The sequence below is a fragment of the Melissospora conviva genome, from assembly GCF_049523535.1.
Taxonomy (GTDB): Bacteria; Actinomycetota; Actinomycetes; order Mycobacteriales; family Micromonosporaceae; genus Melissospora; species Melissospora conviva.
Map to the genome: position 1 here is coordinate 80,253 of NZ_JBLLDT010000002.1, position 12,892 is coordinate 93,144.

General features: G+C 70.7%; 13 protein-coding genes. 5 read left to right on the forward strand and 8 right to left on the reverse strand.

The window, feature by feature from the left end; all coding sequences use genetic code 11:
- Positions 1-127: 127 nt before the first annotated feature.
- The gene (locus ACK8GG_RS05520; RefSeq protein ID WP_440355733.1) at positions 128-631 is read right to left on the reverse strand and encodes a YfbM family protein; all 504 of its coding nucleotides are present in this window, start codon (positions 629-631) and stop codon (positions 128-130) included.
- Positions 632-894: 263 nt separating this feature from the next.
- Between ACK8GG_RS05520 and rox the strand changes: the two genes are divergently transcribed.
- A complete protein-coding gene (gene rox, locus ACK8GG_RS05525; protein WP_440355734.1) occupies positions 895-2,322 on the forward strand; it encodes a rifampin monooxygenase in 1,428 nt (475 codons plus the stop codon).
- 96 nt (positions 2,323-2,418) lie between these two features.
- Here the strand turns inward: rox and ACK8GG_RS05530 are convergent, their stop codons facing one another.
- Positions 2,419-3,114 carry a dienelactone hydrolase family protein gene (locus tag ACK8GG_RS05530; protein WP_440355735.1) on the reverse strand — a complete coding sequence of 232 codons (696 nt, stop codon included), beginning with the start codon at positions 3,112-3,114 and terminating at the stop codon, positions 2,419-2,421.
- A gap of 488 nt (positions 3,115-3,602) precedes the next feature.
- Here ACK8GG_RS05530 and rsgA point away from each other — a divergent pair, with 488 nt between their 5' ends.
- The gene (gene rsgA, locus ACK8GG_RS05535; protein WP_440355736.1) at positions 3,603-4,688 is read left to right on the forward strand and encodes a ribosome small subunit-dependent GTPase A; all 1,086 of its coding nucleotides are present in this window, start codon (positions 3,603-3,605) and stop codon (positions 4,686-4,688) included.
- Between the two features lie 429 nt (positions 4,689-5,117).
- Here rsgA and ACK8GG_RS05540 read toward each other — a convergent pair whose 3' ends face one another.
- Both ACK8GG_RS05540 and ACK8GG_RS05545 read right to left on the reverse strand, forming a co-directional pair.
- Complete coding sequence (locus ACK8GG_RS05540; RefSeq protein WP_440353072.1) at positions 5,118-5,675, reverse strand: dihydrofolate reductase family protein; 558 nt, start codon at positions 5,673-5,675, stop codon at positions 5,118-5,120.
- 263 nt (positions 5,676-5,938) lie between these two features.
- Positions 5,939-6,409: a GNAT family N-acetyltransferase gene (locus tag ACK8GG_RS05545; RefSeq protein WP_440353071.1), complete on the reverse strand. Its 471-nt coding sequence runs from the start codon at positions 6,407-6,409 to the stop codon at positions 5,939-5,941.
- Between the two features lie 148 nt (positions 6,410-6,557).
- Here ACK8GG_RS05545 and ACK8GG_RS05550 point away from each other — a divergent pair, with 148 nt between their 5' ends.
- The gene (locus tag ACK8GG_RS05550; RefSeq protein ID WP_440353070.1) at positions 6,558-7,205 is read left to right on the forward strand and encodes a CatB-related O-acetyltransferase; all 648 of its coding nucleotides are present in this window, start codon (positions 6,558-6,560) and stop codon (positions 7,203-7,205) included.
- 8 nt (positions 7,206-7,213) lie between these two features.
- Positions 7,214-7,726 (forward strand): GNAT family N-acetyltransferase, encoded by a 513-nt coding sequence (locus tag ACK8GG_RS05555; protein WP_440353069.1) that lies wholly within the window; start codon positions 7,214-7,216, stop codon positions 7,724-7,726.
- A 60-nt stretch (positions 7,727-7,786) separates the two neighbouring features.
- On the opposite strand, the gene ACK8GG_RS05560 is transcribed toward ACK8GG_RS05555, so the two are convergent.
- The 4 genes from ACK8GG_RS05560 to ACK8GG_RS05575 form a co-directional block, all read right to left on the reverse strand.
- Positions 7,787-8,836, reverse strand: a complete 1,050-nt coding sequence (locus ACK8GG_RS05560; RefSeq protein WP_440350999.1) for a S66 family peptidase — start codon at positions 8,834-8,836, stop codon at positions 7,787-7,789.
- 8 nt (positions 8,837-8,844) lie between these two features.
- Positions 8,845-9,432 carry a GNAT family N-acetyltransferase gene (locus tag ACK8GG_RS05565; RefSeq protein WP_440355737.1) on the reverse strand — a complete coding sequence of 196 codons (588 nt, stop codon included), beginning with the start codon at positions 9,430-9,432 and terminating at the stop codon, positions 8,845-8,847.
- Between the two features lie 122 nt (positions 9,433-9,554).
- The gene (locus ACK8GG_RS05570; protein ID WP_440355738.1) at positions 9,555-10,205 is read right to left on the reverse strand and encodes an amphi-Trp domain-containing protein; all 651 of its coding nucleotides are present in this window, start codon (positions 10,203-10,205) and stop codon (positions 9,555-9,557) included.
- 233 nt (positions 10,206-10,438) lie between these two features.
- Complete coding sequence (locus tag ACK8GG_RS05575) at positions 10,439-11,197, reverse strand: TIGR03089 family protein (RefSeq protein ID WP_440355739.1); 759 nt, start codon at positions 11,195-11,197, stop codon at positions 10,439-10,441.
- Between the two features lie 294 nt (positions 11,198-11,491).
- Here ACK8GG_RS05575 and ACK8GG_RS05580 point away from each other — a divergent pair, with 294 nt between their 5' ends.
- Positions 11,492-12,874, forward strand: coding sequence for an MBL fold metallo-hydrolase (locus ACK8GG_RS05580; RefSeq protein WP_440355740.1), 1,383 nt, complete (start codon positions 11,492-11,494; stop codon positions 12,872-12,874).
- Positions 12,875-12,892 lie beyond the last annotated feature (18 nt).

The following is a 12,892-nucleotide window of genomic DNA, read 5'->3' on the forward strand; positions in this document are numbered from 1 at the left end:
ACTTCGTCGTTGCGGCTACGTCCTGTCCCGAACAGCGAGGCATGCCCCTGCGTCCACCGCGCGAAGGCCGGGCCGCCTTTCGCGTACCTCAGCCGCAGCTCACCGCTGCGAAAGGACCCGCCGCACATCAGTCGAGCCAGCAGATGACCGCGTCCCCCGCGCGGGCGGCGTCGGCGAAGAACTGCTTCACGCCGGGCAGAAGGTGAACCGCCCACTCGAGCTCACCGGGGTCGTCGTCCCAGACCGAAGGGTAGATCTCATCCATCTCGGCCGGATCGACATCCCGGATCAGGTCGGCCTCGGTGACATCCGCAAGCGCGGCGGCGACTTTGGCGACGTTCTCCGGCACGAGGTAACCGGCCGGGCCGGCACCCCAGTCGGCGTCCTCCAGGGACCTGGAACCGTCATTCACGGCGTCGACCAGCAGGCCTTCACCGAAGGCGATCGGCACGTCGAGGCCGTGCCGGTTGAGGAGGAAATCGAGGGCGTGCCAGGTCTTGTCGGTGCTGAACCAGCGACCGTCCTCGTTCTGCACCGCGGCCTGCGCCTGCTCGTACGCCCAGTCGAGGTCGTTCTGTGCCCGCGCCAGATCCGCGCCCGGAATCCGCGCCCAGTTCCCGTTGATGCTCACGGCCCGCATCGTAGGCGGGCGGTGCGACAGGAACACCCGGCAGAAAGAAAGGCAGGGCAGGCAGAAGAAAGGCAGGGAGAACGCTCTCCCTGCCACTATCAACGTATATCGCACCCCGGGTCTTGCCGCAAGACCCTGGTCCTGTCGCAGAATCTCCCCCGAAGCCGGACCCATGCTGAAACCACCGATTCGCGGTGTAGCCACCCTTTGGCGGCATAAGCAGGGGTCGCATCCGCGGCGCCGGCGCGAGACAGGGGGCATTGATGATCGACGTGATCGTTGTCGGAGCCGGACCGACGGGCCTGATGCTCGCCGCCGAGCTGCGGCTGCACGGCGTACGCACGCTCGTGCTGGACAAGGACCCGGAACCGACGAAGGTCGTCCGCGCGCTCGGCCTGCACGTACGCAGCATCGAGATCCTGGACCAGCGCGGCGTGCTGGACCGCTTCCTGGCCCTGGGCACCCGGTACCCCATCAGTGGCTTCGCCGCCATGGACCGGCCCGCGCCGCCCGACCTGGACAGCTCTCACCCCTACATCCTCGGGATCCCGCAGCCCGTCACCGACCGGCTGCTGGCCGAGCGGGCCGTCGAGCTCGGCGCCGAGCTGCGCCGCGGCTGCGAGCTCACCGGCCTGAGCTGCGATGACGAAGGGGTAACCGCCGAGCTGGCCGACGGCACCCGGCTGCGGGCCCGCTACCTCGTCGGCTGCGACGGCGGCCGCAGCACCGTACGCAAGCTCGTCGGCATCGGTTTCCCCGGCGAACCCAGCCGCGTGGAGATCCTGCTCGGCGAGATGGAGATCGGTGTGCCCCCGGAGACGGTGGCGCAGATCGTCACCGAGGTCCGCCAGACCGAGAAGCGCTTCGGCGTCGGACCGGTCGGCGACGGGGTGTACAAGGTGGTCGTACCCGCCGAAGGGGTGGCCGAGGACCGGTTGGCCCCACCGGCCCTGGAAGAGTTCCAACGGCAGCTCAAGGCCGTTGCCGGCACCGACTTCGGCGTGCACTCGCCCCGCTGGCTCTCCCGCTTCGGTGATGCCACCCGGCTCGCCGAGCACTACCGGGCCGGCCGGGTGCTGCTCGCCGGCGACGCCGCCCACATCCACCCGCCGACCGGCGGCCAGGGCCTCAACCTCGGCCTGCAGGACGCGGTCAACCTCGGCTGGAAGCTCGCCGCCGCCGTCGCCGGCTGGGCCCCGGCAGGGCTGCTCGACTCCTACGAAGCCGAGCGCCGCCCGGTCGCCGACGACGTCTGCAACAACGCCCTGGCGCAGATGGAACTGCTCTCCACCGAACCCGGCCCGCAGGCGGTCCGCCGGCTGCTGGCGGAGCTGATGGACTTCGACGTCGTCAACCGCCACCTCGTCGAGAAGACCACCGCCATCGGCATCCGCTACGACTTCGGCCCCGGCCCCGACCTGCTCGGCCGCCGGATGCGCGACGTACGCCTCGCCGATGGCCGCCGCCTCTACGAGCTGATGCACACCGGCCGTGGTGTGCTTCTCGACCGCACCGGAGAGCTCTCGGCCACCGGCTGGGCCGACCGGGTCGACCACGTCGTCGACGCCGGCGCCGAGCTGGACGTGCCCGCGGCGCTGCTGCGTCCCGACGGGCACGTGGCCTGGGTCGGCGACGACCAGCAGGAACTCCTCGACCGGCTGCCTGTCTGGTTCGGCGCTCCCGTCGGCTGATCCGCCCCGGCCTGCAGTGTTCGGCGGGCTGCCTCACGCAGCCCGCCGAACGCCGGTCACTCGGGAGCTCTCCGCTGGTGCGGCCGGCTCCGACGACTACCGCAGGAGCAGGTGACGCGTGAAGAAATGGACCGCGCTGTCGAGCTCATGTTCCGGCAGCCGGTCGCTGTGCCGTCCAGGGTTGGCGTGCAGAGACTTCTCGGCCGAGCCGAACGCGTCGAAGAGTGCCAGGCTCTGCTCGCGCGGCACCCGCTCGTCGTGCCACTGCACCAGGAACTCCACCGGCACCGTGATCCGCGCGGCGGCCTGCGCGCAGCCCGGGTCGGTCGCGCCGCCCAGGCCCAGCACGGCCGCCCGTACCCGGGGCTCGGCTGCCACGAACGGCACGCCGAGCCCGCAGCCCAGTGACACCCCCCAGTACCCGACCGGCCCGGGATCGAGGTGGTCGAGGATGGCCTGCCATTCCGGCACCGTCTGCTCGGCGACCAGGGCCTGAAAGCCGGCGAGCAGCGGCGCCAGCTCCTCCCCGCGGTCGGCGCGGAGACCGATCTCGGTGGCGAGTCGCTGGTAGCGCTCGTCGGTCGGGCGTTCACCGTGGTTGGGAACATCCGCCGCGACGACGGCGAAGCCGCAGGCGACAAAACGGTGAGCGCGGTGCAGAACGGCCGGGGCGGTCTTGTGCTGACCACCACCGTGACCGATGAAGATCAGCGGACGGGGACCGTCGGCCTCGTCGTCCGGAATCCAGCAAACGACGGGTACGCCGTCGACGGTGAAGAGTTCTTCGCGCATGAGAAACAGATGCCTTTCGGAGTGCGTCCTGCGGGCACTCCCCGGGTCACGTCAACGAGGGAGGCCCGACCTGTCACAGCGTTGATCGGACTCACCTCCTTCATCAGTGACCACGTACGGCAGCGGTGACGGTACCAGCTCCAGCGACCCGAATCGATCCGTTTGACGAACGAGCCTCTGGCTGCTGACCGCCGGTCCCGCCCGCCGTGAACCTCGGTGCCTGCCCCGGTTCCTGGCCAGGAAAAAGCGGCGACGTCACACGGTCGGCGTGTTAGCGTGACCGCCGCAGAGACGCTCGTGTCGACTGCCGGAACAGAAATGGGAGGTGAGTGTGATGGCCGTTGTTGATGCCACTGCCGTGCGCAGTGCCCGCCGGATCGTCCTCACCATCCCGGACCCCGCTCTGACCTGACGTCCCACCCGTTTCGAGCCTTGGCGGCTCGCTCGGAGACGTACCTGCTCGGGGTCCCTGTTCAAGGGTTTCCACATTGTCCGAATCTTCGTTCCATCAGGCTCGGCCGTACTCCCTGGCGGACTACGGCTGGGACGAGGCGTGGCAGCACGCCTTCACGCCTCATGCCGCTGCCGGGTTGATTCCGGCCCGCCTCGTACGCGCCGAACGCGGCTCCTGCGAGGCCGCCACCGACTCCGGCATCATCCGCGTGGAGACAGCGGGCGCCACCGCCAACAATGAACCGTGTACCGGCGACTGGCTGGCGGTTCGCCCTGCCGCCGACGGACACCCGCCGCTGCTGCACGCGGTGCTGGAGCGCCGTACCGCCCTGGTCCGCTCCAGTGCCTCGCGTACGTCCCACGGTCAGATCCTGGCCGCCAACGTCGACACCGTAGTGGTGACGGTGTCGCTGGCCGCCCCGCTCAAGCACGCCCGGGTCGAGCGCATGCTCGCCCTCGCCTGGGAGAGCGGCGCCCGGCCGGTCGTGGTCCTGACCAAGGCAGACGCCTGCGCCGACGCACCGCAGGCCGCAGCCGAGGTCGCCGAGACGGCCCCCGGCGTGAAAGTCCTGGTCACCAGTGTCGTGACCGGAGAAGGGCTGGATGCCCTGGCCGCAGTCCTGGACGGCACAATCGTCCTGCTTGGACCCTCCGGAGCCGGCAAGTCCAGCCTCGGCAACCACCTGCTCGGCGAGGAGCGGCTCGCCACCGGATCGGTGCGCGAGCAGGACGGCAAGGGCCGGCACACCACCGCCTGGCGGGAGCTGCTTCCGTTGCCCGGCGGCGGGGTGCTGCTGGACACCCCGGGTCTGCGTGCGGTGGGCCTGCAGGATGCCCAGGACGGGCTGGAGCAGACCTTCGCCGAAATCGAGCAGCTGGCCGGGAACTGCCGGTTCGGCGACTGCGCCCACGCCACCGAACCAGGGTGCGCGGTCGTGGCGGCCATCGAGTCAGGTGAGATCACCCAGCGCCGACTGGACAGCTACAAGCGGTTGTTGCGGGAGAACGCGTACGCCGCCGCGCGCGCCGAGGGCCGCTTGCGGGCCGAGCAGAAGGCGGTCCGCAAGGGCATCACCCGGCACCAGCGGGCCACCTACCAGTTCCGGGAGCGCCAGCAGTAACCGGCGGCATGAAGTGCGCCCCCGGCCCGCGGCGGTGGCCGTCCGATTCGCGACGGCCACCGCCGTAGGGCGTCAGTCAGTTCCCGTCATCGAGGGCACCGGGTGCGGCCCCTCGCTCCGGCCTCGCCGTGGCGGGCGTTCTACCCAGATGCTGCCGGGATTCCCGCGGGAGCCGAGCACACCATAACTGTCATTATGGTGTGCGTCCGATATGGTAGTGTTTGCCCGGGCTAATTACTGAATTGTTATTAACGATAATTCGATAATCCATAGAGTCCCCTGCCGTGACGTGGTCGCCTCGTTCGGGAGACTGGATGGCCTGGGTCTCACGCGGCTGGCCTCTGCTCAGCGCATGCGGCCGATGGCCTGCGGTGAACGCGAGCAGGACACCGCGCAGCCAGTGAGCTGCCGGCGATGGACTCCTGTGATTCAGCGGGCGCGGCGGTAGTGCAGGGACATCACGCCGTTGCTCAGCGGCTCGGCCGAGAGCAGCTCGAGCCGGCGAGTGGCGGGCAGCCCACCCTGGTACAGCGTCGGGCCGTGGCCGGCGATCCTTGGATGAACAAGCAACTTGTACTCGTCGATCAGGTCCAGCCGGTCGAGTTCGGTCGCGAGCTTGCCGCTTCCGAGGAGAACCCCGGCCGGGGTGGCGTCCTTGAGCTTCTGTACGCCCTCGCGCAGATCGCCGGCAATGTGGTGGCTGTTGTTCCACGGGAAGTCCGTGCGCGTCGACGACACCACGTACTTGGGCTTGGCATCCAGCTTGACCGCCCACTCATGGATGACCGGCGGCGCCTCCACGTCACCGCGGGCGACGGCCGGCCAGTAACTCTCCATCATCTCGTAGGTGACGCGACCCCACAGCATTGCGCCGCCCTCGTCCATGAGACGGGTGAAGAAGGCGTGCGTCTCGTCGTCGGCGACCCCCTCCTGGTGGTCGACGCAACCGTCCAGGGTGACGTTGACGCTGAAGGTGACCAGTCCCATGACCGGAGAGTTTACGGCCGCTACGGCACCGCGACCTCGAGATACACGCGCTCCGTCTCGTTGAAGTCGTCGGTTCGGTCTGGACGAGCCTGCGCTCGCTCGTGACAGGGATCGTGTAGCAGCCGTTCTGACAACCAGCCCTTCCCTACCGCCCCTGAGCAGGCATTACGCCGCGAGCGCCAGCCAGCGCCACGAAATCCGGTTCCTGGTGGGGCGAGCCTGCCCGCAGCAACCGGCCGGGCTCAGCGCCGCTCAGGACGTATTCACTGCTCACGGGCGGTGTGGATCAGGCATCCGGCCGGCGCACGCACCATGTACACGTCCACCGGGTCCTCGGTTTCGAGTCTGAATCCGTGCCGTTGGTAAAGCCGTCTGGCCGGACTGCCTTGGAGCACGTTCAGCCGAACCAGGGTGCCATCGCGGTCGCACTGCTCCAGCAGCCCAGCCAGCACGGCGGCGCCGATGCCCCTGCCCTGCAGGTGCGGGGCCAGATAGAAATGCTCCAGCCAGTGGGCGCCGGTGGCCGGCCGCAGCGACACGCAACCGGCGAACGCTCCACCCACCTCGATCATCCAGGTGTGCGCCGGTGCGAACCCGTCCCGCAGTCGCTGCCGTACCCGGTGCGCGTCGTACCGCCCGAGCCGTTCCAGATCCGCCCGCAGCACGACGGAGTGCAACTCGGCCACCACCTCGACGTCCGCCATTGAAGCCTGCCGGAGTTCCCAGTCCGCCATGATCGCCAGGCTAGCGCCGGGAGCGTTGCGCTGAACGGCCCCGCACGGCACAACCCGGAGCCGGCAGAACCCGGCACCGGGGTCCGTGGACGGCCAGTTGCCGCGATTATGGACCGGAGATGTTCCAGCCGATGAGGAGTGACTTTCCATGCCGGTGCCGCCCGACCCGACGATCCTCCGCCCGATGCCCGATCAGCCGAGGGTGGTGCTGCTCAAGCCGCTGGTCACCTCACCGCTCATCGAGGTCGGGGAGTACTCCTACTACGACGACCCGGATGAGCCGACAGCGTTCGAGAGACGCAACGTGCTCTACCACTACGGGCCGGAGAAACTGATCATCGGCAAGTTCTGCGCTGTCGGCACGGGCGTACGGTTCATCATGAACGGCGCCAACCACCGCATGGACGGCCCCTCGACCTTTCCCTTCCCCATCCTGGGCGGTTCGTGGTCGGCGCACTTCGACCTGCTCACCGGCCTGCCCAACCGAGGCGACACCGTGGTCGGCAACGATGTCTGGATCGGTCACGGCGTGACGGTGCTCCCCGGCGTACGGATCGGAGACGGCGCGATCGTCGGCGCCGCATCGGTGGTCACCGCGGACGTACCCGACTACGGGATCGTCGGCGGAAACCCGGCCCGTCTCATCCGCACCCGTTACAGCGACCAGGACATCGCGCGACTGCGTGCGGTGGCATGGTGGGACTGGCCGGCCGAGCACATCACCGGACATCTACGGACCATCATGTCGGGCAGCATCGCCGACCTGGAGGCCGCCACCCCGCACACCCCCTGGTAGGAGGCCATATGTCCGGCACCGGATCACCCGAGCTGCAACTGCTTGGCGCCGGTCACGCCCCCGCGGTGCTCGCCTTCGAGGTGGCCAACCGTACGTGGTTCGCCGCATCGGTTCCCGACCGCGGTGACGACTACTTCAAGCACTTCGCACAACGGCACCACGCGTTGCTGGCCGAGCAGGAGAGCGGTCGGTGTGCCTTCCACGTCCTGGTCGCCGACGACGGTGCGGTGCTGGGTAGGTTCAACCTCGTCGACATGGACGAAGGCGTTGCCACACTCGGTTACCGGGTGGCGCAGCAGGTCGCGGGCCGGGGTGTGGCGACGGCGACGGTCCAGCAGTTGTGCCGGCTGGCCACCACACGCCACGGGCTGCACACGATCAACGCATCCGTCACCCAGGACAACGCCGCATCCCGCAGGGTGCTGGTCAAGGCCGGATTCGTCCCGGTCGGACCGGCGGATCCGGCCGACCTCGACGGAGAACCCGGCCTCCGCTACCAGTGGCGCGAATTCCGGGACTGACTCCGGTACGGCGGCGGGCGACGGACCCGCCGATCTGCCGGATGCCCGCCGCCGTCACCCCTACCGGTAGTCGGCGAAGATCCGCCGCTGGGCGCCGTCGACGGTGACGGGGCCGCCGTGCGGCAGGATCCACTGCGGCCGGGTGTGTCCGAAGGGGACGCCGACACAGACCACCGCCTCCGGGTTGTAGCGGTTCACCTGTGCGACGACCGCGTCGCGCTGTTCGGCGCGCAGCCGTGCCCGTTGCGCGGCGTCGGGGCGGCGGGTGAAGTCCGAGACCGGCGGACGGGCGAGCAGCACGGCGTCGACCGCGCCGAGCAGCCCCCGCTCCCCCAGCGACCGCACGATCCGGCCGACGTTCTGCGCCGGGAGCAGCTCCTCGGAGGTCTCGATGATCAGCACCCCGCCGGTCAGGACGTCGGCGTCGAACGGGAAACGCCCCGCGGTCAGGATCCACTCCAGGACCTCGAGGCAGCCGCCCCAGGTGGGGCCGGTGACCGCACGGGCCGGTCCGTGCCAGCTCCAGGGTTCGGTCGGTTCGCGGTCCCCGTACGATGTCAGCGCCCGCGGGTCGGTCCATTCGATGCCGTTGTCCTCGGACTCGCCCGGGTCGGTGATCTCGAAGGTCTCCCCGGTGAGCAGCGCCGCCCGCAGCGACCGGGCGTGGATGTCGTCGACGGCCGGACCGGGGCCAAGGTGCACCTGGGAGGAGCCTCCGTAGAAGCTGGCGATGCCCAGTCCCCAGAGCCACTGGTGCAGATTGGTGTTGTCGCTGGTGCCGAGGAACGGTTTCGGGTCGGCGCGGGCCAGGTCGGCGTCCAGGTGCGGGATGACGGTGATCTGGTCGTCGCCGCCGATGGTGGCGAGGATCGCCCGGATCTGCGGGTCGGCGAAGGCGGCGTTGAGGTCGGCGGCGCGCGCCTGCGCCGTGGCGCCGACCTGGCGGGTGGTGGGGTACTCGACCGGCACGAGGCCGGTGACCTCGGCGAGGCGCCGCATGGCCTGCTCGTGGAGCTCCGGGAAGGGACCCGGCGCAGCGAAGGAGGGCGACAGGACGGCGATCCGGTCCCCCGGGCGGGCCTTACGGGGCTGCTGAAGTCGGTGTGTCATCCCGGCATTCAACCTTCCCGCATCTGCCCGCGCACCCCGTTTTGCCGCTGCCAGTCGGCGCGGGTCAGCTCGTACGCGACCTCGCCGTGCTCGCTGCCCTCGATCGGCTCTGGCCAGTCGAGGGTGAAGCGGCGTACGAACGTCAGCCCGGCCTTCTCCATGACCCGCCGGGATGCGGTGTTGACCGCCATCGTCTCGGCGACCACCCGTTCGACACCGAGGTCGGTGAAGCCTTTGTCGATGAGGGCACGGCAGCCTTCGGTGGCGTATCCCCGGCCCCAGGCGGCGCGGCGCAGCCGGTAGCCGAGTTCCACCACGGCCGGGCTGCCGGGGTCGACGGGACGCAGTTCGAACCAGCCCAGGAAGGTTCCGCCGGACTTCTCCTCGGCGGCCCAGTAGCCGCGCTCACCCCGCCACGGGTACTCGCGGAGCAGCCGGGGCAGGGTCTGCGACACGATCGCCTCGCGGGTGGTTGGCGCGCCGCCGGTGAGGAAGCGCATGACCGCCGGGTCGCTGTCCAGGGCGTACAGATCGTCGGCGTCGCCGCCGGCGAACGTACGCAGCACCAGCCGCTCGGTTTCCAGGAAGACGGTCATGGCGCGATTGTGATCTCCTCCCGCAGCCGCGGGCGATCGGTTTGCGGCGGCGGGCCGACGTCGGGTTCTCCGGAGGGCGCGCAAGGCCGCGGGCGCTCCGGAGAACCTCGCACGACCGAAGGTCAGGCCTTCTTCTCCGCGCTCTCGTCCGCGGCGCCGCCGTCGGTGTCAGCGGCGTCGGCAGCGTCAGCCTTGTCGGGGGCGGCGGCGGGCTCGTCGGCGTCAGCCGACTCGCCTGCGGGTTCCTCGGCGTCGGAGGCCGCCGTCTCTTCCTCGGCGTCGGAGGCGGTGGGCTCGTCGGCAGCCGGCGTGGTGGCCTGAGCCGGGGTCGCGGGCTTCCCCGCCGCGGCGTTGTCGGCATCCGCCACAGACGAAGAGCCGAGAGTTTCGGCGTCGACCGGGGCGGTGACCTCCACAGCGCCGGCAGCGACGGCGGGAGCAGCGGCGGCCGGCTTGTCCACGGCCGGCTCGTCCTCCTCGCCTTCCTCGTCCTCTGCCTCCTTGCCCGCGTCCTCTTCTTCGTCCTCGTCCTCGTTCTCGGAGGTGTCGGCGGAGGCCGGCCGCGGGCTGGGCCAGGTGAACTCGATCTCGACGGAGATCTCGCCGTCCTCGTCCTCGATCTCGAACTCGCACTCGACCTCGTCGGCGACCCGCACGGTGCCCGCGGCGCCGAAGAAGATCCGTCCATCGGATTCCAGCTGGTTGGCGAGCTGGCGAAGCCAGGCGGCCAGATCGTCCCGCGACACGGTGCGGGAGTCCTCGAAAATCTCCATGCGATCATGCTCGCACCCGCCGGCAACCCGACCTCGCCGGGGGCTGTCTCCCGCTCACGCGGACCCGGCCCGCCGGCGAAGGGCCTGACCAGGCAGAACGCGCCGAGTGCGGCCCGCGCCAGGAGATCTGAGAACGAGAACCCGAGTGGGGCCCCCACGCACCAGTCGCGGACGTACCGATGTCGCCGCTGCTCAGGAGCCGGGCCGGCTGTCACCGCCGCCGAGGACGGTTGCTATCCCAGTACGTGGGTGACGTCTTCGGTGGCGACGCGGGCCGCGAAGGCGTCGGCGTCGCAGTTGGCGCAGAGCAGCACCGACGCTCCCACCGACAGCGGAGTCAGCAGCCACTTCACCGGCTGCTCCTCGGTGGCGACGTCGACGGCGAGCCGGTCACCCGCGGCCAGTCCCAGTTCGGCGGCGATGCCCTCGGCGATCACCCGCCACTGCTGGTAGGTGGTGCCGTCCGGGCTTGCCGCGTCCCCGGCGCGGACCGTCTCGTACGCCGGGGGTTCGCAGCCGTGGGTGCCGGCCTCGGCGAGGAAGTCCCGGTAGCCGGGGGGCGTCAGCTCCGGCGCGGCCCCGGGCGGTGCGGTGTCGACGACGAACCGGTGCCGGGCCTGCGGCACCACCTCCAGGGGGCTGCGCAGCCGCTGCCGGGAGACGAAGACCGCGTCGTACGGGCCGTCGTCGTCGCCGGCGAGTCCCGCGGTGGCCCACGGCCGGAAGGCGACGGTCAGGCCGGCCGCCCAGGCGCCCAGCAGCACGGCGGCGCTCTGCCAGTGCGGCGGCAGCAGCACCGCGACCGTGTCACCGGGGCGCAGGCCGCACCCGTCGCGCAGCAGCGCCGCGCTGCGGGCGGCCCAGTCGCCGAGGTCGGCGGCGGTCAGGTCGACCCGTTCGCCGCTCGCCTCGTCGATGTAGGTCAGCAGCGCCGAACCGGTGACGGCGGGCGCGGCGACGACGCTCGGCGCGGCGGGAACGGTCGATGTCATGGCGGCCTCCGGTGGTGGACGGCATCGGCGTCCTGCCACCATAACCAGCTCATCCCGGCCACTTGGGTGTGCGGTCAACGGCGCGCCGAACCGTCGCGCGGTCGGCGCTGAGCCGACCGGCACTTGCCGAGATATACCCCCGGGGGTATGGTTGGCAACGGATGCGGGTCCGCCCCTGGTTGCCGGGGCGTCCGCGCTTCGTGCGATGCCGCCACCGGCGGCGGTCGCGCCCTCGCGCTGGCCATCAGTGCGCCCCCTGCATACCCCCCGGGGTATTTTCGAAGGAGCGAACCCATGACCGTAGAGGTTTCCGTCATCTCCACCTCGTCGCTGGGCGACCGCAGCTACCTCGCCACCGACGGCACCGTCGCCGTCGTCATCGACCCGCAACGCGACATCGACCGCGTCCTGGCCGAAGCCGGCCGCCTCGGCGCCCGCATCACCCACGTCGCCGAAACCCACATCCACAACGACTACGTCTCCGGCGGCCTGCACCTGGCCCGCGTCGTCGGCGCCGAATACCTCGTCAACGCCGCCGACACCGTCGACTTCACCCGCCGCGGCGTGCGCGACGGCGACACCATCGACGTCTCCCCCGCCATGCGGGTACGCGTCGTGGCCACCCCCGGCCACACCTTCCACCACCTCTCCTTCATCCTCGACACCGCAGGCGACGACGGCTGGAACCCCATCGGCGTCTTCACCGGCGGCTCCATGCTCTTCGGCACCACCGGCCGCCCCGACCTGCTCGGCCACGAACACGCCCACACCCTCGCCCACCACCAGCACCACTCCGTACGCCGCCTCGCCGACCTGCTCCCCGACGGCGCCGAAGTCTGGCCCACCCACGGCTTCGGCAGCTTCTGCTCCGCCACCCAGGCCGACGCCCCCGCCTCCACCATCGGCCGCGAAAAGCAGCAGAACCCCGCGCTGCGGCTCGCCGCCGACGACTTCGTCACCCAGACCCTCGCCGGCCTCGACGCCTACCCCGCCTACTACGCCCACATGGGCGTGGCCAACAGCGCCGGCCCCGCCCCCGTCGACCTGAGCCCCGTCACCCGCGCCGACGCCGCCGAACTGCGCCAGCGCATCGCCGCCGGCGAATGGGTCGTCGACCTGCGCCACCGCAAGGCGTACGCCACCAGCCACGTCGCCGGCACCGTCAGCCTCGGCCTCGACGGACCCATGTCCACCTGGCTCGGCTGGCTCATCGACTGGGGCACCCCCATCACCCTGCTCGCCGACACCGCCGAGCAGATCGCCGACGCCCAGCGCGAACTCGTCCGCATCGGCATCGACCGGCCCGCCGCCGCAGCCACCGGCAGCCCCGACGAATGGGCCACCGACGAGCGGCAACTGCGGGAGCTGACAGTCGCCGACTTCACCGACCTCGCCGCCGCCCAGGCCCGCGACGGAGTCGACGTCATCCTCGACGTACGGCTCACCGGCGAGTGGAAAGCCGGCCACATCGACGGCGCCATCCACATCCCGCTGCCCGAACTGCCGCGCCGCCTCGCCGAAATCCCCGCCGGCGTGATCTGGGTGCACTGCGGCTCCGGCTACCGCGCCGCCGCCGCCGTCAGCCTGCTCGCCAACGCCGGCCGCGACGTCGTCCACATCGACGACATGTTCGGCCACGCCGAGGCCGCCGGCCTGCCCATGACCACCGGCGCCTGACACCACAGCCGCGGCGGC

Excerpts from the sequence above, each read along its gene's own strand:
- rox (WP_440355734.1), top strand. The coding sequence starts at position 895 with ATGATCGACGTGATCGTTGTCGGAGCCGGACCGACGGGCCTGATGCTC.
- ACK8GG_RS05530 (WP_440355735.1), bottom strand. The coding sequence starts at position 3,114 with ATGCGCGAAGAACTCTTCACCGTCGACGGCGTACCCGTCGTTTGCTGG.
- ACK8GG_RS05540 (WP_440353072.1), bottom strand. The coding sequence starts at position 5,675 with ATGGGACTGGTCACCTTCAGCGTCAACGTCACCCTGGACGGTTGCGTC.
- ACK8GG_RS05545 (WP_440353071.1), bottom strand. The coding sequence starts at position 6,409 with ATGGCGGACTGGGAACTCCGGCAGGCTTCAATGGCGGACGTCGAGGTG.
- ACK8GG_RS05550 (WP_440353070.1), top strand. The coding sequence starts at position 6,558 with ATGCCGGTGCCGCCCGACCCGACGATCCTCCGCCCGATGCCCGATCAG.
- ACK8GG_RS05555 (WP_440353069.1), top strand. The coding sequence starts at position 7,214 with ATGTCCGGCACCGGATCACCCGAGCTGCAACTGCTTGGCGCCGGTCAC.
- ACK8GG_RS05560 (WP_440350999.1), bottom strand. The coding sequence starts at position 8,836 with ATGACACACCGACTTCAGCAGCCCCGTAAGGCCCGCCCGGGGGACCGG.
- ACK8GG_RS05565 (WP_440355737.1), bottom strand. The coding sequence starts at position 9,432 with ATGACCGTCTTCCTGGAAACCGAGCGGCTGGTGCTGCGTACGTTCGCC.
- ACK8GG_RS05570 (WP_440355738.1), bottom strand. The coding sequence starts at position 10,205 with ATGGAGATTTTCGAGGACTCCCGCACCGTGTCGCGGGACGATCTGGCC.
- ACK8GG_RS05575 (WP_440355739.1), bottom strand. The coding sequence starts at position 11,197 with ATGACATCGACCGTTCCCGCCGCGCCGAGCGTCGTCGCCGCGCCCGCC.
- ACK8GG_RS05580 (WP_440355740.1), top strand. The coding sequence starts at position 11,492 with ATGACCGTAGAGGTTTCCGTCATCTCCACCTCGTCGCTGGGCGACCGC.